The organism is Actinoplanes sp. NPDC049316, assembly GCF_040677315.1.
GTDB lineage: Bacteria > Actinomycetota > Actinomycetes > Mycobacteriales > Micromonosporaceae > Actinoplanes.
On record NZ_JBFAQM010000023.1, the window covers coordinates 63,673 to 82,818 of the forward strand.

The window sequence follows — 19,146 nt, forward strand, 5'->3', positions numbered from 1 at the left end:
TCACTCCATTGTGCATAACGCGTGGGGCGTTCGCATTGTTGCGGGGATGAACTTCGGCACGGTATGCACTATTTGGTGCATAAGCGAAGCATGGTCATGGGGGGCTCTGTACCCCGCCGATCGCCGCTCATGCACCTTGAAGCCGGTCGGGCGGCGTTCCGTGACGCGAACGCGGCTCATCGAGCGACCGGGCGGCTGATCAGGGCCCGGTAGCTGGTCGTGGCCGGGTGGCTGATCGTGGCCGCGTGGCTGATCGTGGCCGTGGCTCATCGGGCGGCCGGGCGCAGCTGGGCCCCTTCCGGCCGTCGCCCGTTCGTGGCCCGGCTGGTCGCGTGGTGGTGTTGCGGCTCGGCGTACCGGGTCATCGCGATCACCGAACCCAGCGTGATGACGAACCCGACCGCCGCCAGCCACTCGCGCCCCGGATGGATCCGGTCGCCGAGCAGCAGCAGCCCCACGATCGCCGCCGGCACCGCCCCGGCGGCGTCCATCGCGGCGACCGCGGCCGTGGTCGAGCCCCGCTGCATGGCCAGGCCCAGCTGGAGCTGACCCACCACCGAGTGCGCGATCAACAGATAGAGCAGCGGGTTGGTCAGAAAACCGGAGGCCGAGTGCTCGTTCGCCAGCGGGCGCGCTGCGATCGCCGCCGCCGAGAACGCGATGCCGGCCAGGGAACCGAGCACCACCGAGCCGAGGGCGCCGTGCAGGCGTACCGCGAAGAACCCGAGCACGCCGATCACGACGAGCGCCACCGTCAAGCCGACCACGCCCGCCATGCCCAGCGGCCGCGACGGCGCCGGCTGCGCGGACACCACGAGGGCGGTGATGCCCACCAGCAGCAGCGCGAGCAGCGCCACCTCGGCCACGGGCAGCGCCCACTTCAGCACGATGACGCCCAGCAGCGCCGTGACGCCGAGCCCCGCCGCGACGCTGGCCTGCACGAGGAAGAGCGGCAGATCCCGGCGCGCGAGGAACGCCAGCACGAAGCCCAGCACCTGACAGACGACGCCGAACAGATACGTACGCTGACAGGCGAGACGCACCAGCAGCTGCGGGTCGAAGGTGTGGTGCACGCTCGTCCGCGCCGCCGCCACGGACTGCAGCAGATTCGCCACCCCGTACGCGGCGATCATGGCTGCCAGGTACACCCAGCCCGCGGACATCACTCGGCGAGAATAGACCAGCCGCGAAGGGCGCCGGAGGACGAACGGTGCGTCAGGCCCGGCCGCGCGCCAGCCGCCCGAGGATCTCTTCGTGCAGGTGACCGTTCGTAGCGATGGCGCTGCCGTCGCCGGGCGCGCGCTGGCCGGCCAGGTCGGTGAAGGCGCCGCCGGCCTCCAGGACGATCGGGATCAGTGCCGCCACGTCCCACAGCGAGAGGTCGGGGTAGACCATCGCGTCCACCGCGCCCTCGGCGAGCAGCATGTAGCCGTAGAAGTCGCCGTACCCGCGGGAGCGCCACGTGTCGCGCATCAGGTCCAGCATCGGCTCCAGGTAGCCCGCCTTCTCCCAGTCGGGCAGGCTCGCGTACGCCAGGCTCGCGTCGGACAGCCGCCGCACCCCGGAGACGGAGAGCTTCGTGGCGGCCCGCTGGTGCTTGCCCGCGTACGCGCCGTGGCCGAGCGCGCCCCACCAGCGGCGGCCCAGCGCGGGCGCGGAGACCAGCCCGGCGACCGGCCGCTCGCCCTCCATCAGCGCGATCAGCGTGCCCCAGATCGGCACGCCGCGGATGAAGTTCTTCGTGCCGTCGATCGGGTCGATCACCCAGTGCCGGTTCCCGGCCCCCGCGGGCGCGGTGGAGCTGCCGAACTCCTCCCCGATGACGCCGTCACGCGGCCGGGCCCGGGCCAGCGTCGAGCGGATCGCCTGCTCGACGGCGGTGTCGGCGTCGGAGACCGGGGTCAGGTCGGGCTTGGACTGCACATGCAGGTCCAGCGCCCGGAACCGCGCCATGGAGATCGAGTCGGCGGTGTCGGCCAGCAGGTGGGCGAGCGCGAGGTCGTCGGCGTACGAAGCCATGCGGGCACGCTAGCCGATCGTGGTCCCACCCACGCCGCGCCGGGTGCGCGCCGCCCGGCCCGGAGGTCCGGCCGCGCGGTCCGGGCGCGGTGTGCGGCCGCGGCGTCCCAGGTCGTGCGGGCCCCGGCCGGCGCGCCCGGCGGGGCGTCACTCGATGTGGTCGCGCGGGTCCAGGTCGCCGGCGCGGCTGCTCAGAAGCCGGCGGTACGAGGCCAGCCGGCGCTGGTCCGCCTTGCCGTCCGCCACCCAGGCGTCCAGGGCGCAGTCGACGTCGGCGGCCGTGTGACCGCAGTTGGGCGGGCAGTCCACCGTGCCCTCGACCAGGTCGGGGAAGCCGTGCAGCAGGCTCTCCGCGCTCACGTGCGCCAGCCCGAAGCTGCGGATGCCCGGCGTGTCGATGATCCAGCCGGGATCGCCCTTGCGCCGGATCCGGGGCAGCCGCAGCGCGACCGCGCTGGTCGAGGTGTGCCGTCCCTTGCCGACCGCGCTGACCACGCCCACGGCCCGCAGCGCGTCCGGCACGAGACGGTTGACCAGCGTGGACTTGCCCACGCCGGAGTGCCCGACGAGCACCGAGATGCGCCCGGCGAGGTGCTCGCGCAGCTCGCCGAGGTCGCTCTCCGGCTGGACCAGCACGTACGGCAGGTCCAGCTCGGCGTAGTAGTCGAGCACCTGCTCGGGGCCGGCCAGGTCGGCCTTGGTGAGACAGAGCAGCGGCTCGACGTCGGCGTCGTACGCGGCCACCAGGCACCGGTCGATGAAGCCGGTCCGCGGCGGCGGGTCGGCCAGCGCGCTGACGATCACCAGCTGGTCGGCGTTGGCGACCACCACGCGCTCGAGGCGGCCCTCGGGCGTGGTGTCGTCGTCGTCGGCCGTACGCCGCAGCACCGACGTCCGCTCGGAGATGCGCACGATGCGGGCCAGCGCGCCGGCATCCCCGGACACGTCGCCCACCAGGGCCACCCGGTCGCCCACCACCACGGACTTGCGCCCCAGCTCGCGGGCGCGCATCGCGGTGATGATCTCCGCTTCGCTCTCCGCGTCCTCCCGGACACAGCCGTAGCGGCCGCGGTCCACCGTGATCACGAGCGCGTCGACGGCGTCCTCGTGCTTCGGCCGGGTCCGGGTACGCGGGCGCGACGACCGGCCCGGACGGATCCGGACGTCGTCCTCGTCGTACTCCCGTTTGCGCGGCGGCAGGGTCAGCTCCCCGTCACGAGGCCGGCCCAGAGCTCCGGGAACTCGGGCAGCGTCTTCGACGTACACGCTACGTCGGTGAGCTCCGTGCCGGCGGCGGCGAGGCCGATCACCGCCGCGGCGTGGGCCATCCGGTGGTCCGCGTACGTCTCGAGGGTGGCCGGCCGCAGCGGGCCCGGCGTGATGTCCAGCCCGTCGGGGTGCTCGACGACGCCCGCGCCCGCCTTGCCGAGCTCGCGGGCGAGCGCGGCGAGGCGGTCGGTCTCGTGGCCGCGGATGTGGGCGACCCCGCGCAGCGACGACGGGGAGCCGGCCTGCGCGGCGAGCGCGGCGACGACCGGGGTGAGCTCGCTGACCTCGGACAGGTCGGCGTCGATGCCGCGCAACTCGCCGGTGCCCCGCACGGTCAGGCCGTCGTCGCCCTGGCTCACCTCGGCCCCCAGCGCGGTGAGCAGCTCGGTGAGGATCCCGACCGGCTGCCAGCTGTCGCGCGGCCAACCGGCGAGCGTGACCGTGCCGCCGGTGACCATGGCGGCGGCGAAGAACGGCGCTGCGCCGGACAGGTCGGGCTCGATCTCCCACGTGCGTCCGCGCAGCGGGCCCGGCTCGACGGCCCACACGTCCGGCACGCTCTCGTCCACCACCGCTCCGGCGGCCCGCAACATGTGCGTGGTCATTCGAAGATGCGGCGCGGACGGCACCGGCGGCCCCTCGTGGCGCAGCACCAGCCCCTTGGCGAACCGTGGCGCGGACAGCAGCAGGCCCGAGACGAACTGGCTGGAGCCGGAGGCGTCGATGACCGCCTCGCCGCCCTCCACCACCCCGGTGCCGTGCACCACGAGGGGCAGCCCGCCGGAGGGTGAGGCGTCCACGACGGCCCCGAGGGCGCGCAACGCCTCGACGATCGGCCGCAGCGGGCGGTTGCGCGCGTGCGGATCGCCGTCGAACGTCACCGTGCCGTCGGCCAGCGCGGCCACCGGGGGCGCGAACCGCATGATCGTGCCGGCCAGGCCCACGTCCACCGTGGCCGGGCCACGCAGCGGACCCGGCTCCACCGTCCACGCGTCGTCGGAGGACGTGTCGATCGCGACGCCCAGCGCCCGCAGCCCGGCGGCCATCAACGTGGTGTCGCGGGCGCGCAGCGGGCGGCGGATCTCCGACGGCCCGTCGGCGAGTGCGCTGAGCACCAGGGCGCGCGCGGTCATCGACTTGGACCCGGGCAGCCGCACGGTGGCGGACACGGGACCCGAGGCGACGGGCGCGGTCCAGGGACGGGCTTCTGCTGTCACGGAGCCCATTCTGCCGGTCGGGTACGACAACTCTCGAAGGGCGTGCCGCATCCGCGGCGGGTCAGCGGGCGTGCGGTGTGCGGCGTAGGGTCTGGCGCATGTGCGGGCGCTACGCGACGACGAAGAGCGAGGCCGACCTCGGTGAGCTCTTCGATGCCGTCGCCGTCTCCGAGACGCCCGCCGCCAGCTGGAACGTCGCCCCGACCGATCCGGTGCCACTGATCCGCATGTCGGAGCGGCACGACGGGCGGGTGGTGGACACCGCGCGCTGGGGTCTGGTGCCGCCCTGGGCCGAGGACCTGCGCGCCGGGGCCCGGATGATCAACGCCCGGTCGGAGACCGTCGCGCAGTCGCCCGCGTTCGCCGCGTCCTTCCAGCGCCGGCGCTGCCTGGTCCCGGCGGACGGCTGGTACGAGTGGGTCCGCACGGGCAGGCAGCGGCAGGCGTACTACATGACCCCGCACGACTCCTCGGTGCTCGCCTTCGCGGGCATCTGGACGATGTGGCGGGGCGAGACGCTGACCTGCAGCGTGCTGACCACCGCGGCGCTGGGCGGCCTCAAGGCCGTGCACGATCGGATGCCGCTGATCCTGCCGGCCGAGCGGTGGCCGGCCTGGCTCGCGGGCGGCGGCGAGGCCGAGGAGCTGCTGCGCCCGCTGTCGGAGCCCGACCTGGCGGCGATTGAGGTGCGCCCGGTCGGACCCGAGGTGGGCAACGTGCGCAACAACGGGCCGGCGCTGGTCGCGGCGACGGGCGCCGACGAGCTGGAGGGGACGCTGTTCTGACCGTTTCGGTATCCCGCAATCTGGCACCGGCCGCGGTGTCCTGATTGCCGTGTCTCGGCGAATTGGGATACCGCTTTGCCCCGTTACGCTCGCCTTTCTCGCTGCCAACTTTGTTGCGAGATAGATAAGACCCTTGTTCTGATCTTCCTCCGTGCGATAGAAACCAGCGCCGGTGTGGTGACGGTACGCACGGTGCGGACCAGGTCGCCACGGCTCTACCGGTACCCACGGGGGAGGTGGGCTGATGACACGCGCTCGTATGCCGCGTCCACACGAAGTTGCCATTGCACGGCGTGACCCGAGGCTCCTGGAAGCCATTGCGGAACGCCGGTCCGACGAAGCCTGGCGCACCCGCGGCGCCTGCCGAACGGTTGATCCGGAAACCTTTTTCCCGGCCCCGAACGAGCCCTCCGAGAGTGCCGTCGCGCTCTGCGGCGCCTGCGACGTCCAGGGCCCGTGCCTGGCCTGGGCGCTGCAGGTCGGCGACTGCCACGGGGTCTGGGGCGGCACCACGCCCCGCGAGCGCCGCGCGATGCTGATCGCCTGGCGCGAACGGGTCCAGCCCAACGGTGACCCGGTCGACGACGGGCCGGACGAGGAGGACCGCCGCCTGCTCGCCCTCGAGCCGGCCAGCCGGTAGGCCGCAGCACCTCGAGCCGGTCGGCACACCGCGCCGGCCGGCTCATCCATGCCCCTCGGCGGGCCGCGGGCGGGTCATCATGGGTGCGTGCCCAGCCACGAGATCGACACGCCCCGCGGGTCCGCCCGAGTCCAGGTCACCGAGCCCGCCGGCGCACCCGCCGCTCTGCTGGTGCTCGGCCACGGCGCGGGCGGGGACGTCGGCGCGCCCGACCTGACCGCCGTGCACGACGCCGCGGTCGCCGCCGGCGTACGGGTGGCGTTGGTCACCCAGCCCTACCGGGTGGCGGGCCGCCGCGCCCCCGCACCCGCCGGCCACCTCGACGAGGCGTGGACCGCCGTGGTCGCCGCGGTCCGCGAGGACGGGCTGCCGCTGATCGTGGGCGGGCGGTCCAGCGGGGCGCGGGTCGCGTGCCGGACGGCGTACGCGCTCGGCGCAGCGGGAGTGCTCGCGCTGGCGTTTCCGCTGCACCCGCCCGGCAAGCCCGAACGCAGCCGCGCCGGGGAGCTGCCCGCCGACCTGCCCGTGCTGGTGGTCAACGGCGACCGTGACCCGTTCGGGGTACCGCAGGCGCACGGGCGGGTGGAGGTCGCCGTACGCCCGGGAGCGGTGCACGATCTGCGCCGCGACCTGCCCGGCACCGCGGAGATCGCGGTCGGCTGGTTGCGCCGCCACGGCTGGGCGCCGTAAGTCGGAATGCGGACATGTGCCGATCCGTTACACCACCTGCGAAGGCTGTACGTCGGAAGGGGCACTTGAGGTGCAAGCCGGAATCGGATTCGTCGAACGCGACGGCACGCAGGCCCGTAAGGTGCAGGAACTGCTGCACTCGCCGGAGTGGCCCGCGGTGTCGCCGGCGGCCCTCACGCCATCGGTGAGTGTCAGCACACCCGCGGTTTTTGAATCTGCGGACGGGGCACTACCCGTATCCTCGGCGGGGCGGTCGAGGGGAGACGTGCGGGTGACGCCAACAGAGCGGCCAATGGAACGGGCCGGACGCAGCGAGCGGACCGACGAGCGCCGAGCGCGCTTCGAGCGGGACGCGCTGCCGTTCGTGGATCAGCTGTACGCGGCGGGACTGCGCATGACGCGGAACCCGGCCGACGCCGAGGACCTGGTGCAGGAGACGTTCCTGAAGGCGTTCTCCGCGTTCCACCAGTTCGAGGAGGGCACCAACCTCAAGGCGTGGCTCTACCGCATCCTGACGAACACGTACATCAACTCGTACCGGCGCAAGCAGCGGCAGCCCGTGCAGGCGCCGACCGAGGAGATCTCGGACTGGCAGCTCGCGGCGAGCGAGTCGCACACCTCCGCCGGTCTGCGCTCTGCCGAGACCGAGGCGCTGGACCGGCTGCCCGACAGCGACGTCAAGGACGCGCTGCAGCAGCTCCCGGAGGAATTCCGGCTGGCCGTCTACCTCGCCGATGTCGAGGGTTTCTCGTACAAGGAGATCGCCGACATCATGGGTACGCCGATCGGCACTGTCATGTCCCGTCTGCACCGCGGCCGGCGCAACCTGCGCAAGCTCCTCGAGCAGTACGCGGCCGACCGGGGCATCACCCGCACGTCCGGCGCCCCGGCCGCACAGGAGGCGTGAGCGACGTGAGCGACGAGGACCACAAGACCGACTGCAGCGTCGTCATCAGCGAGGTCTACCTGTACCTCGACCTGGAGTGCAGCGACGAGCGCCGCACCCTGATCCAGCAGCACCTCGACGACTGCTCGCACTGCCTGCGCGAGTACGGCATCGAGCACGAGGTGAAGGCCCTGGTGGCGCGCTGCTGCGGCGACGAGACCGCGCCGCGGGAGCTGCGCGAGCGGCTCCGGGTGAAGCTCAGCGAGTACGTCGTCGAGGCCGAGAGCCGCGAGTACCTCACCTAGAGGCCGCACCCGAGACGAAGAAGGGCCCGCAGCGCTCGCTGCGGGCCCTCTGCCATGCCACGGCTCAGGAGTTGGGGCGCTTGCCGTGGTTCGCGCTGCTCTTCTTCCGGGCCTTCTTCTTGCGGGCCTTCTTGGCCATGTCGCTCTCCTCGTCGTCCGGCCGCTCGCGGCTGGGTGCGGTCTCCCGGCGGCGACAGCCGCGGGTACGTCCAACCCGCCGATCGTAGACGGCCCGGCGGCACGCCCCGTATGCCCCCGCGGGCGACCCGTGATTGGATACCGTCACCCGAGAGAACCTCGATGAGGAGGAGCCCCATGGCCGACGAGATCCGTGCCGAGATGGTGGCCAACGTGTGGAAGGTCGTGGCCGCGGCCGGTGCCGACGTCACGGAGGGCGACACGCTGGTGATCCTCGAGTCCATGAAGATGGAGATCCCGGTGCTGGCGGAGACGGACGGCGTCCTCGCCCAGCTCGCCGTCAACGAGGGCGACGTCGTCCAGGAGGGCGACCTGATCGCGGTGATCGAGTAGCCGGGACTCAGCGTCCGGAGAGCCAGCGGCGCAGGCGGCCGGTGCGGCGGCGTACCGGCTGGTGGGGAACCAGGGGGACGGTGTAGGTCTCCTCGGCCCGGATGATCGCGGCCGCTCGTTCCCGCACCCCGGGGGGCAGGTCCGGCGTCGACAGGGCCAGGTGGGCGACGGACCACGCGACCGTCGTGCTCGCCGCCTCGTCCAGGCGGCGGGTCATCAGCGCGGCCACGTCCTGCCGGGCCGCCGGGTCCACCCACGCGCACGTGACCAGCGCGAAGAGCGCCGCCTCGGTGATCCGGTCGAGGCCGCCCGTGGCCAGCTCCGTGAGCAGGCGGCGACGCGTCGACCCGGCCCAGGGCTCGTCCGTGCGGTGGTGCAGCAGCCCGAGGCAGGCCCACACCTGGGCGCAGCGTTCCCACAGGATCGGGTCGTGGGCGGCCAGCGCGCGGCCCGTCTCGTCGTCCGGGGGTGGCGGCGGGGTGGCGATCAGCGCCAGCAGGTCCTCCACCTCGACGAGGACGAGCCCGAGCGCGGCGTCGTAGGCGGCCGGCGGGTGCGGCCAGAGCGGGTGCGCGAGCCGGTGCAGCCGTTGCACCGCGGCCGGCGTGGGGCGGCCGGCGACGAACGGCTCCCGGGCCGGGTCCGGTGGCGTGGGGGGTGCCGAGGGGACCCGGCTGAGCCACGGTTGATCGGCGCAGCACTCGGCGAGGTCGGCGTGCTCGTGCGAGTCGTCCGGGTGGTCGCGCTGGAAGTCGGCGAGACGCACGAGGTGGGCCAGGTCGCCGTCCGCCCGGTAGCGCAGTCGGTGGGCCGTGTGCACCGCGCAGTCGTAGTCGGGGTTCTTGGCCAGGGCGCGGTCGATCCAGGCGAGGGCGTCGTCGAGGCGGCCGTGGTCGGCGAGGGTGCCGGCGATGTCCGCGTACACCGAGAGGTCGTCGGGGTCGTACATCACCGCGCGGCGCAGGGCGGCGAGGCTCTCCGGGATGCGGCCGGCGCTGCGGTACGCGTACCCGAGCCAGATCTCCGCCAGTTTCGAGGGCCGCAGCCGCGCTCCCTGCGCGGCCCATTCGACGGCTTGCGTGGCCTCGCCGAGCCGGCGCGCCAGCGCCGAGCCGGCGCCGAGCAGCATCGCGTGCTCGCGGTGCGCGGCGACGGCGTTGCGCACGAGCCGCAGATACGGCTGGAGCGCCCCCCGTCCGGCCTCGGGCGCGGGGTCGCCGATCGCCGTGCACAGCTGCATGACGATGCGGGCCAGCAATCCCGGCTCGAGGCGCTCGGCGAGGCCGGGGTCGCTGACCCACGGCACGCCGGCCCAGTCCACGCCGGGGGTGTGCCCGCTCGCGGCGGCCAGCAGCGGCAGGCCGTCCTCGGGGCGGCCGGCGGCGGCCAGCAGGTGCGCGCGGGCCACGACCGTACCCACGAAGGCGTGTTGTTCCAGCGGGAACAGCTCGAGGCCCCCGTCGGCGCGGGCGGCGAGACGGCCGAGCAGCTCGTGCGTCTCGGGAAGGGTGGGTGCGTGCGCGATCGCGCCGGCCAGGTGGTCGGCGGCGTGGTGCATCTCGCCGCGTTCGAGGGCCGCGCGGGCCTGCTCGAGGTCGCGGTCCGCGGAGCGCCGGGAGTCGTCCATGGCCACGCCTTCCTCGCCGCGCGGGCTCGGTCGACGACGCCGCTCCTCGCGCGAGTGGTGGCACGCCGTGTGCCACCGCACGCGAGCCTAGGCGACGATCCTCGATATGTCAGTCCTGCCGGGCTGCGCAGTAGTGCTCAATGCGTTGCGATTGCGCGCTCAAACGTGCAAGACTGCGCACCGTACGAGCTGTAGTGCGCAGATGGGGAGGTCCAGTGACGCAGCGAGGCCAGGGGATGGCGGCCGACATCGCGGAGCAGCCGGCGGGGTACGCGCGGCTGCTCGAGGGAGAGCCCGCGGCGGCGATCGCGGCGGTGGCGTCCCGGGTGGCCGAGCAGCGCCCCAAGCACGTCGTCTTCGTCGGCCGGGGCACCTCCGACCACGCCGCGCTCTACGGCGCGTACCTCACGGAGATCCGGCTCGGCATCCCCGTCGGCCTGGCGTCGCCCAGCGCCATCACCCTCTACGGCGCCCGGCCCGATCTCGCCGGCGCGCTCGTCGTCGGCGTCAGCCAGAGCGGTGGCTCGCCGGACCTCACCGAGGTGCTCAAAGTCGCCCGGGAGAGTGGCGCCCTCACCCTCGCGGTGACGAACAACCCCGGCTCGCCGCTCGCGCAGAGCGCCGAGCTGTCCGTCGACGTGGCCGCGGGGCACGAGCGCGCGGTCGCCGCCACGAAGACGTACACGGCCGAGCTGCTCACCCTGCTGCTGCTCGTCGAGGGCGTGCGCAACGGCGACGGCACGCTGCCGGCCGACGAGCGGGCCGCGCTGGAGAAGCTGCCGCAGCTCGCCGAGGACACCCTCGCCGAGCGCGGGGCGGAGGAGCTGGCGCAGCGCTACCGGTTCGCGTCGCGCATGGTCACGACCGGCCGGGGGTACGCGTACCCGACCGCGCGGGAGACCGCGCTCAAGCTCATGGAGACCTCGTACCTGCCGGCGCTGGCGTTCTCCGGCGCCGACCTGCTGCACGGCCCGCTCGCGATGACCGACCCGGACGTACCCGTGCTGGCCGTGGTGGGCAGCGGTCCCGGCGGCGGCTCGATGGCCGACGTGGTCAGCCGGCTGGGCGAGCGTCGTGCGGACGTCGTCACGATCGGCGCCCACGACATCGCCGGCGCGTCGGGGCGGCTCGCCGTCCCCGAGGTCGACGAGCGGTACGCACCCCTGCTCGACATCCTCCCGCTGCAGAAGCTCGCGCTGTCCCTGGCGCTGGCCCGCGGCGAGGACCCCGACGCACCCCGCGGCTTGAAGAAGGTCACTGCGACGCTCTGAAGACGCATGGCAGGCTTGATCCGTGTCCACGCTGCGCGATCTCGCCGAAGAGCACACCGGCCTCGGCCCTGTCGACATCGACCACCTCACCCGGCTCGCCGGCGACTGGCAACTGCTGTCCGACCTGTCGTTCGCCGACCTGCTGCTGTGGGTCCCCGTACGGGCCGAGCCCGGCGAGCAACGGTCCTTCCTGTGCGTCGCGCAGGTGCGCCCGACCACCGCGCCGACGGCGTACCAGGACGACCAGGTCGGGCGGATCGTCGGCGGGCCCGAGGTGGCCCACCTGGACATCGCGTACACGCAGGGCCGGATCTGGCGCGAGGGCGACCCGGTCTGGTACGGCGACACCCCCGCCCGGCACGAGGCCATCCCGGTCCGGCTGCGCGGCGAGGACGAGAACATCGAAGTCATCGGGGTGATCGGGCGTGACACCAACCTGTCCACCGCGCGGACGCCCAGCCAGCTCGAGCTGAACTACCTCACCACCGCCGACGACCTCGCGCAGATGGTCTCCGACGGCACGTTCCCGCCGCCGCGGCACCCCGGCGAGACCACGTCCGCGCCGCGCGTCGGCGACGGGCTGATCCGCCTGGACGCGAGCGGCAAGGTCACGTACGCGAGCCCGAACGCGCAGTCCGCGTACCGCCGGCTCGGTTTCAGCGCCCACCTCGTCGGCGAGGAGCTGTCGGTGCTGTCCAGCCGGCTCGCCGCCGACCCGCTGGAGGGTACGGACGCCGCCGAGCGCATCCTGTCCGCCCTGCGCGGCGAGGCCCCGCCCCGCAAGGAGGTCGAGGCGCGCGGCGCGACCGTGCTCATGCGCGCCCTGCCGCTGATGCCCGCCGGGGTGCCGATCGGCGCGCTCGTGCTGGTCCGCGACGTCACCGAGGTCCGGCGGCGGGACCGCGCGCTGATGACCAAGGACGCGACGATCCGCGAGATCCACCATCGCGTCAAGAACAACCTGCAGACCGTGGCCGCGCTGCTGCGGCTGCAGGCCCGCCGGGTGGACATCCCCGAGGCGAAGAACGCTTTGCAGGAGTCCGTACGCCGGGTCGCATCCATCGCGCTGGTGCACGAGACGCTCTCCATGTCCAGCGACGAGGCGGTCGAGTTCGACGGCATCGTGGACCGGGTGGCGACCGCCGCGACCGAGGTGGCGGCCACCGAGATCACCGTGAAGATGCGCCGCGAGGGCACGTTCGGCGTGCTGCCCGCGGAGATCGCCACGTCGCTCGTGATGGTCCTCAACGAGCTGCTCATCAACGCCGTGGAGCACGGCTTCCCCGCACCGCCCGAGGACGCGCCGCCGGCCGAGCCCACGATGACCCCGCCGGCGCCCGTGGGTGAGGTCGTGGTCTCGGCCCATCGCTTCCGCAAGCAGCTGCACGTGACGGTCGCCGACAACGGGCGGGGCCTGCCGGAGAACTTCACGGCGGACGCGAGCGGACGCCTCGGCCTCCAGATCGTCCGCGCGCTCGCGACCGGTGAGCTGCGCGGCAGCATCGAGCTGCGCAACCGCGCCGGCGGCGGCACGGAGGCCGTGCTCGTCGTTCCGCTCGGCAAGCGCTGACCCCACCCCCTGAGAACGCCCTAGACCCGCTGTCCAGACCGGCGTCCAACGCCGAGTCCAGCGGGCAGTCCAGTACGCGCTCCAGCCGGCTCCCGACGATGGAAAGCCGGGGGCCACCGCGTCGATGAGGCGGGCTGAGCCCGTCAGGGCGATTCATCAGGGGAGACCTTTCGTGTACGACGTCCTATGTGTCGGATTCGGTCCGGCCAACATCGCACTCGCTGTCGCACTCGACGAACTGTGGCCCGCCGCGCGGGTCAAGTTCGTGGAGCGGGAACCGGCGCCGGCCTGGCAGCCGGCGATGATGCTCGACGGCGCCGACATCCAGAACCACCCGGTGCGGGACCTGGTCACGCCCCGCAACCCGCGCAGCCGCTACACGTTCGTCAACTACCTGCACGAGCAGGGCCGGTTGTTCCGGCACCTGAACCTGCCCGGCCACCACCCGCTGCGCAAGGAGTACGCCCGCTACGTCAAGTGGGTCGCCGAGACCGTGCCGGCCGACGTGGACTACGGGCAGAACGTCACCGCCATCCGGCTCGCCGACGCCGACGCGGTCACCGGCGCCCGCCCGGTCGAGGTGGTCACCGCCGACGGCCGCCGCTATCTGGGCCGCTCCGCCGTCGTCGCGCCCGGGCGCAGCCCGTACGTGCCCGCGGTGTTCGACGGCGTGCCGTTCCCGCAGGCCGCGCACACGTCGCGTTTCCTGCCGGCCGTGGCGGACCTCGACCGCGACTGGGCGGGCACGCTGGCGGTCGTCGGCGCCAGCCAGAGCGCCATCGAGGTGATCCTCGACCTGATGAGCCGGTTCCCGGCGGCCCGGATCGTCAACGTCATGTCCGGCTACGGCTACCGGCTGAAGGACACCAGCCCGTTCTCCGAGGAGGTCTACTTCCCGGAGTTCGTCGACTACTACTACCGCGCCTCCGAGGACGGCAAGCGGCGCCTGCGCGACCAGCTCCGCCCGACCAACTACTCCGCCGCCGACCGGGACGTCATCGACGCCCTGTACCTGCGGATGTACGAGGACGAGCTGGACGGCCGGCACCGGGTCACGCTGCGCGGCAACCGACTGATCACCGCCGTGCGCCACGACGCGGCCGGGGTGACCCTCGACCTGACCGAGCGCATCACCGGCGAACACGAGCAGCTCACGGCCGACCGGGTGGTGCTCGCCACCGGGTATCGCGACCTCGGGACGTCGGGCCGTACCGAGCAGCTGCCGCCGCTGCTCCGGGAGATCGCCGACGTGCTCGCCGTCGACCCGGAGGCCGGGCTCTCCGTCGGCCTCGACTACCGGGTGGAGAACAGCACGGCCGGACGGGACGCACCGCCGATCTACATCAACGGTCTCTGCGAGACCACCCACGGCCTCGGCGACGCCGGCTCGTTCAGCCTGCTCGCCCTGCGTTCGCAGGCCATCGTGGACAGCCTTCGCGGGCACCTGACCGCGCCCGAGCGCGCGACGGCCGCCGCCGACCTGGTGGGCGCGGCAGTCGTCACCGCGACCCGATAGAGGAGATCCGACATGCAGACCTTGGAAGCGGCCGCCGAGGCGGTCCTGGTCGACCTGGCCGAACCGGGACCGATCGGCCGCGAACTGCTGGAGCACCAGGCACGGACCGAGTCCAGCGCCCGTACCTATCCCCGCCGGCTGCCGGTGGCGATCGGCGAGGCGGCGGGCTCGTACATCACCGACGTGGACGGCCGCCGCTACATCGACTTCCTCACCGGCGCCGGGGTCCTGGCGCTCGGCCACAACCATCCCGACCTGATCGCCGCGGTCCAGGACCAGCTGGGCAAGCTGACCCACGGCCTCGACCTGCCGACCCCGGTACGGGAGGAGTTCAAGCGCCGCCAGCTCGGCATGCTTCCCGAGTCCTTGCGCGGTTCGATGAAGATGCACTTCTGCGGCCCGACCGGCGCCGACGGCGTCGAGGCGGCCGTGAAGCTGTGCAAGAAGGCCACCGGCCGCGGCACGGTCGTCGCGTTCCAGGGCTCGTACCACGGCTCCACGCACGCGGCGATGTCGCTGACCTCCGAGGTCCAGCCGAAGGCCGGCCTGCAGAACCTGCTGCCCGGCATCCACTTCGCGCCGTACGGCTACTGCCACCGGTGCCCGCTGAGCCTGACCCCGGACACCTGCTCCACCAACTGCGCGGAGTTCCTGGCGAACGCGCTGCACGACACGCACGGCGGGATCCAGCCGCCGGCCGCGATCATCCTCGAGCTCGTCCAGGGCGAGGGCGGCTCGATTCCGGCGCCGGTGCCGTTCGTGCGCCGGATCGCGGAGCTGGCCCGCGCCCTCGACATCCCGCTGATCGTCGACGAGGTGCAGACCGGCTGCGGCCGTACGGGCACCTGGTTCGCCTTCGAGCAGTACGGCATCGAGCCGGACGTGATCGTGGCGTCCAAGGGCCTGTCCGGGATGGGCCTGCCGGTCTCGGTGATCATGTTCAACGAGCGGCTCGACGGGTGGTCGCCGGGCAGCCACATCGGCACGTTCCGCGGCAACAACCTCGCCTTCGCCAGCGCGAACGCGTACCTCGACGTGGTGGCCCGCGACGACCTGCTGGCGCACGTCCGCGAGCGCGGCGCGCAGCTGATGGCCGGGCTTCTGCAGCTGCAGGTAGACACGACGCTGATCAGCGACGTGCGTGGTCGCGGGCTGATGCTCGGCATGGAGATGTCGGCGTGCGGCACGGCCACGGCCTCCGAGGTGGCCTCCCGGTTCCAGCGCGAGGCGCTGCGGCGAGGGCTGATCGTCGAGATCGGCGGCCGCGAGGACTGTGTGGTCCGGCTGCTGCCCGCGCTGAACCTGCCCGCCGGCACGGCCGACGAGGCGCTCGCCATCATGCGCGACGCCGCCCGCGCGGTCGAGCACGACCTCGTGGCGGTGGCGTGATGACCGCGACCGTCGCCGAGCGGGTCGCCGGCCTGCTCACCACCCCGCCGGAACGCCTGCCGCGCATCGGCATCGTGAACCTGATGCCGCACGCCGAACAGTACGAGCGGTGGCTGATGCCGCAGCTGGCGGCGGCGCGAGCGTTCGAGCCGGTGTGGATCCGGCTCGGCGAGCGCAAGTTCTCGCTGGACGACCCCGCATACATCGCCGGGCAGTACGTCCGGTACGTCGACGCGGTCGCCGACGCCCCGCTGGACGCGCTGATCGTCACCGGCGCGGCGGTCGAGCATCTGCCGTACGAGCAGGTGCGCTTCCTGCCCGAGCTGGGCCCGATCGTGCAGCGCGCCGCCGACGAGGGCACGCCCGTGCTCGGCCTCTGCTGGGGTGCGCTGGCCGTCGCCCACCTGCTGTACGGAGTGCCGAAAGAGGTCTACCCGACGAAGGTCTCCGGGATGTACGAGACCGACCGGCTGGTGGACGACGGGCCGATCGCCGCCGTCCTCGACGACCGGTTCTGGTCCACCCACAGCCGGTACGCCGGTTTCGACGACGACGCCCTGGACCGCAACCCGCACGTGCGGGCGGTGGCCCGGTCCGCCGAGGCCGGCACGGTCATCGCCGAGTCGGCCGACCACCGCGTCGTCCTGCACATCGGTCACCCGGAGTACGCCGGCGGGCGGCTGGCCGACGAGTACCGCCGGGATCTCGGCGCGGGGCTGACCGACGTACGCGCTCCGGCCAATGTGGACCTGGTGCACCCGGTCAACCGCTGGCGCAGCCACAGCCTGATCTTCTTCGCCAGCTGGGTGAACCTCGTCCACGAGCGGATGGCGGCGCGATGAGCACGCTGCTGGCGACCGTACCGGCCGCTCCGGCCGCGGCGCCGGCCGTACCCGAGCGGGTCGTGTGGAAGTTCGGCGGTTCCTCGGTCGCCGACCCGGAGAAGCTGCGGGCGGTGGCCCGGCGCCTGGTCGCCTCGCGGCGGCAGGGTACGCAGACCGTCGCGGTGCTCTCGGCCATGGGCGACACCACCGACGACCTCGTGCGGCTCGCGTACGAGATGACCGGCCGGCCCCCGGCGCGGGAGCTGGACGCGCTGCTGTCGATCGGTGAGGTGGTCTCCTGTGCCCTGACCGCGATGGCGGTGCACGAGCTGGGGGAGCGGGCCGTCTCGTTCAACGGCGCCCAGGCGGGGTTCCGCACCGACGAGGCGTACGGCAACGCCCGGCTCTGGCAGATGGACCCGGCCCGGGTGGTGCAGGCGCTCGACGACGGCCAGATCGTGTTGGTCACCGGCTATCAGGGCACGTCGGCGGCCGGTGACGTCACCACCCTGGGCCGCGGTGGCTCGGACGCGTCGGCCATCGCGCTGGCCGCCGCGCTGGGCCTGCGGCAGTGCGACATCTTCACCGACGTCACCGGCGTGTTCACCGCCGATCCGCGGGTGGTGCCGGGGGCGCGGCAGCTGGACTGCCTCGGCCACGAGGAGATGCTCCAGCTCGCCGACGCGGGCGCTCAGGTTCTGCAGACACGGGCGGTGGAACTCGCCGCCGCCCACGAGGTCGACATTCACGTGCGTTCCACGTTCACCGCGGCGGAAGGCACCTGGATCCGAAAGGGAGCGAAGGTGTTCGAGCAGGCGAGGATCACCGGGGTGGCGCATCGGCGCCGGGATCCGGTCTACACCGTGCGGGGGATGTCCCCGGCGACGGTCTCGGGGGCGCTGGCGCTGCGGGGGGCCGCGGTCGGCTCGATCATCCCGGACATCGGCCGGCTGCGGTTCACCGCGCCCGGCTCGGAGGTTCCGGACGTGGTCGCGGCGCTGGCGGACGCGGGTGTGGCCGTCGACGTCCGCGACGACCTCGGCAGCGTCAGCGTCGTCTGCCCGGCGGTCGGCAACCGGCCGGAGATCAGCGCCCGGATGCTCGCCGCGCTCGAGGGCGGCGGCATCAAACCCCAGCTGGTCACGAGTACGCCCGGACGCTTCTCCTGCCACGTCGAGGTGGAGCTGGTGGATCGTGCGGCGGCCGTGCTGCACGACGAGTTCGGGTTGCACACCGCACCGGCCGCGCTGGCCGGCGTGGGTGCCGCGGACGCGGACCGGGGCTGACCCGCGGTGCGCACCGACGGCCCCGCGCCCGCGACGGTCTGGCGCAACCCGGACTTCGTCAAGGTCTGGGGCGGCGAGACCGTCTCGCTGATGGGCTCGCAGATCACCGACCTGGCGCTGCCCCTGGTCGCGATCCTCACGCTGCACGCGAGCGCGTTCGAGGTGGGCCTGCTGAACGTGGCCCGGTACGCCCCGTTCGTGCTGCTGACGCTGTTCGCCGGGGTGTGGTTCGACCGGCGCCGGCGGCGGCCCACGCTGATCGCCGCCAACCTGGGCCGGGCCGTGCTGATCGGCCTGGTCCCGGTGGCGAGCCTGCTGCACGTGCTGTCGATGCCCTGGCTGTACGCGGTGGCCTTCGGTGCCGGGCTGCTGACGGTTCTGTTCGACGTCGGCATCCTGTCGTACGTGCCGGGGCTGGTGGAACGGCGGCACCTCGGCGACGCGAACAGCAAGATCGCGGCGAGCTACTCGGTCGCCGGGATCGGCGGCCCCGGGCTGGCGGGCTTTCTCGTCGGGGTGCTGACCGCCCCCGTCGCGCTCGCCGTCGACGCGCTGTCGTACGTGGTCTCGGCGCTGGCGCTGAGCAGGATCCGGACGCGTGAGACGGCGCCGGTGCACGACGGCGAACGGACGTCGATGCGGGCGCAGATCGCCGAGGGGTTGCGGGCGGTCTTCGGCAATCCGGTGCTGCGGCACCTGGCCACCCAGTCGGCGACGTTCAACCTCTTCCAGAACGTCGTGCTCACCGTGCTGCTGGTGTACCTCGTGCGGGTCCTCGGCATCGGGCCCACCCCGCTGGGTCTGGTGGTCAGTGCCGGCTCGGTCGGGGCGCTCGCCGGGGCCCTGGTGGCCAACCGGGCCCGGGCGGCGCTGGGGATCGGCGCGGCGCTGCGCTGGTCCACGGTCATGGCCTGCGTGGCACCGCTGTTCCTGCTGCTACCGCGCGACTCCGGGCCGGTCTCGCTGGTCGTGCTCGGCGCCGCCCTGGCGGTGCTCGGCGCCAACCTGGCCGTCTTCAACGTCAACGCGCTGACTCTGCGCCAGTCGGTGACCCCCGACCGGCTGCTGGGGCGGATGAACGCCAGCTACCGCCTGCTGCTGTTCGGCACGGTGCCGCTGGGCGCGTTCCTCGGCGGCTCCCTGGCCGGGCTGTTCGGTGCGCGTACCGCCCTGGTGGTCGGCGTGCTGGGGGTCGCCACCCCGCTGGCCTGGCTGCTCTTCTCGCCGGTGTTCCGGCTCACCGAGATCCCCGATCGTCCCGCCGACCCGCAGCCCCCGGTGCTCGCCGGGTCGGCCGCCAACGACTGACAACCACGACAAG

The 19,146-nt window shown here is 73.2% G+C and carries 19 protein-coding genes; 13 read left to right on the forward strand and 6 right to left on the reverse strand.

The window, feature by feature from the left end; translation table 11 throughout:
* Positions 1-266 precede the first annotated feature (266 nt).
* From AB0K03_RS28800 to aroA, 4 genes are all read right to left on the reverse strand, one after another.
* On the reverse strand, positions 267-1,166 hold the full coding sequence (locus AB0K03_RS28800) for a hypothetical protein (protein ID WP_364690880.1): 900 nt from the start codon (positions 1,164-1,166) through the stop codon (positions 267-269).
* 49 nt (positions 1,167-1,215) lie between these two features.
* A complete protein-coding gene (gene hisN, locus AB0K03_RS28805; protein ID WP_364690883.1) occupies positions 1,216-2,019 on the reverse strand; it encodes a histidinol-phosphatase in 804 nt (267 codons plus the stop codon).
* A gap of 147 nt (positions 2,020-2,166) precedes the next feature.
* Positions 2,167-3,219, reverse strand: a complete 1,053-nt coding sequence (gene rsgA, locus AB0K03_RS28810; RefSeq protein ID WP_364691042.1) for a ribosome small subunit-dependent GTPase A — start codon at positions 3,217-3,219, stop codon at positions 2,167-2,169.
* Positions 3,220-3,221: 2 nt separating this feature from the next.
* Positions 3,222-4,514: a 3-phosphoshikimate 1-carboxyvinyltransferase gene (aroA, locus tag AB0K03_RS28815; protein ID WP_364690886.1), complete on the reverse strand. Its 1,293-nt coding sequence runs from the start codon at positions 4,512-4,514 to the stop codon at positions 3,222-3,224.
* An 89-nt stretch (positions 4,515-4,603) separates the two neighbouring features.
* Between aroA and AB0K03_RS28820 the strand changes: the two genes are divergently transcribed.
* The 5 genes from AB0K03_RS28820 to rsrA all read left to right on the forward strand — a co-directional run bounded on the left by AB0K03_RS28820 (position 4,604) and on the right by rsrA (position 7,811).
* Complete coding sequence (locus AB0K03_RS28820) at positions 4,604-5,290, forward strand: SOS response-associated peptidase (RefSeq protein WP_364690889.1); 687 nt, start codon at positions 4,604-4,606, stop codon at positions 5,288-5,290.
* 244 nt (positions 5,291-5,534) lie between these two features.
* Positions 5,535-5,930, forward strand: a complete 396-nt coding sequence (locus tag AB0K03_RS28825; protein ID WP_364690892.1) for a WhiB family transcriptional regulator — start codon at positions 5,535-5,537, stop codon at positions 5,928-5,930.
* A gap of 48 nt (positions 5,931-5,978) precedes the next feature.
* The gene (locus tag AB0K03_RS28830; protein ID WP_364690895.1) at positions 5,979-6,620 is read left to right on the forward strand and encodes an alpha/beta family hydrolase; all 642 of its coding nucleotides are present in this window, start codon (positions 5,979-5,981) and stop codon (positions 6,618-6,620) included.
* A 70-nt stretch (positions 6,621-6,690) separates the two neighbouring features.
* On the forward strand, positions 6,691-7,527 hold the full coding sequence (locus AB0K03_RS28835) for a sigma-70 family RNA polymerase sigma factor (RefSeq protein ID WP_364690898.1): 837 nt from the start codon (positions 6,691-6,693) through the stop codon (positions 7,525-7,527).
* Positions 7,528-7,532: 5 nt separating this feature from the next.
* Positions 7,533-7,811 (forward strand): mycothiol system anti-sigma-R factor, encoded by a 279-nt coding sequence (gene rsrA, locus AB0K03_RS28840; protein WP_364691045.1) that lies wholly within the window; start codon positions 7,533-7,535, stop codon positions 7,809-7,811.
* Positions 7,812-7,875: 64 nt separating this feature from the next.
* On the opposite strand, the gene AB0K03_RS28845 is transcribed toward rsrA, so the two are convergent.
* Positions 7,876-8,097: a 50S ribosomal protein bL37 gene (locus tag AB0K03_RS28845; RefSeq protein ID WP_364690901.1), complete on the reverse strand. Its 222-nt coding sequence runs from the start codon at positions 8,095-8,097 to the stop codon at positions 7,876-7,878.
* Between the two features lie 29 nt (positions 8,098-8,126).
* Between AB0K03_RS28845 and AB0K03_RS28850 the strand changes: the two genes are divergently transcribed.
* The gene (locus AB0K03_RS28850; RefSeq protein ID WP_199511567.1) at positions 8,127-8,342 is read left to right on the forward strand and encodes a biotin/lipoyl-binding carrier protein; all 216 of its coding nucleotides are present in this window, start codon (positions 8,127-8,129) and stop codon (positions 8,340-8,342) included.
* A gap of 7 nt (positions 8,343-8,349) precedes the next feature.
* On the opposite strand, the gene AB0K03_RS28855 is transcribed toward AB0K03_RS28850, so the two are convergent.
* Entirely contained in the window at positions 8,350-9,969 is a 1,620-nt protein-coding gene (locus AB0K03_RS28855; protein WP_364690904.1) for a tetratricopeptide repeat protein, read from the reverse strand.
* Between the two features lie 236 nt (positions 9,970-10,205).
* Here AB0K03_RS28855 and AB0K03_RS28860 point away from each other — a divergent pair, with 236 nt between their 5' ends.
* From AB0K03_RS28860 to AB0K03_RS28890, 7 genes are all read left to right on the forward strand, one after another.
* On the forward strand, positions 10,206-11,240 hold the full coding sequence (locus tag AB0K03_RS28860) for an SIS domain-containing protein (protein WP_364691048.1): 1,035 nt from the start codon (positions 10,206-10,208) through the stop codon (positions 11,238-11,240).
* A gap of 22 nt (positions 11,241-11,262) precedes the next feature.
* On the forward strand, positions 11,263-12,810 hold the full coding sequence (locus tag AB0K03_RS28865; protein ID WP_364690907.1) for a histidine kinase N-terminal domain-containing protein: 1,548 nt from the start codon (positions 11,263-11,265) through the stop codon (positions 12,808-12,810).
* A 172-nt stretch (positions 12,811-12,982) separates the two neighbouring features.
* Complete coding sequence (locus AB0K03_RS28870) at positions 12,983-14,326, forward strand: SidA/IucD/PvdA family monooxygenase (RefSeq protein ID WP_364690910.1); 1,344 nt, start codon at positions 12,983-12,985, stop codon at positions 14,324-14,326.
* Between the two features lie 12 nt (positions 14,327-14,338).
* The gene (locus AB0K03_RS28875; RefSeq protein WP_364690913.1) at positions 14,339-15,715 is read left to right on the forward strand and encodes a diaminobutyrate--2-oxoglutarate transaminase family protein; all 1,377 of its coding nucleotides are present in this window, start codon (positions 14,339-14,341) and stop codon (positions 15,713-15,715) included.
* Positions 15,715-16,557 (forward strand): homoserine O-acetyltransferase/O-succinyltransferase family protein, encoded by an 843-nt coding sequence (locus tag AB0K03_RS28880; RefSeq protein ID WP_364690916.1) that lies wholly within the window; start codon positions 15,715-15,717, stop codon positions 16,555-16,557. Before AB0K03_RS28875 ends, AB0K03_RS28880 begins: the two co-directional genes overlap by 1 nt.
* Complete coding sequence (locus AB0K03_RS28885; protein WP_364690919.1) at positions 16,554-17,825, forward strand: aspartate kinase; 1,272 nt, start codon at positions 16,554-16,556, stop codon at positions 17,823-17,825. Before AB0K03_RS28880 ends, AB0K03_RS28885 begins: the two co-directional genes overlap by 4 nt.
* A gap of 6 nt (positions 17,826-17,831) precedes the next feature.
* On the forward strand, positions 17,832-19,133 hold the full coding sequence (locus tag AB0K03_RS28890; RefSeq protein ID WP_364690922.1) for an MFS transporter: 1,302 nt from the start codon (positions 17,832-17,834) through the stop codon (positions 19,131-19,133).
* The last annotated feature ends 13 nt before the right edge of the window (positions 19,134-19,146 follow it).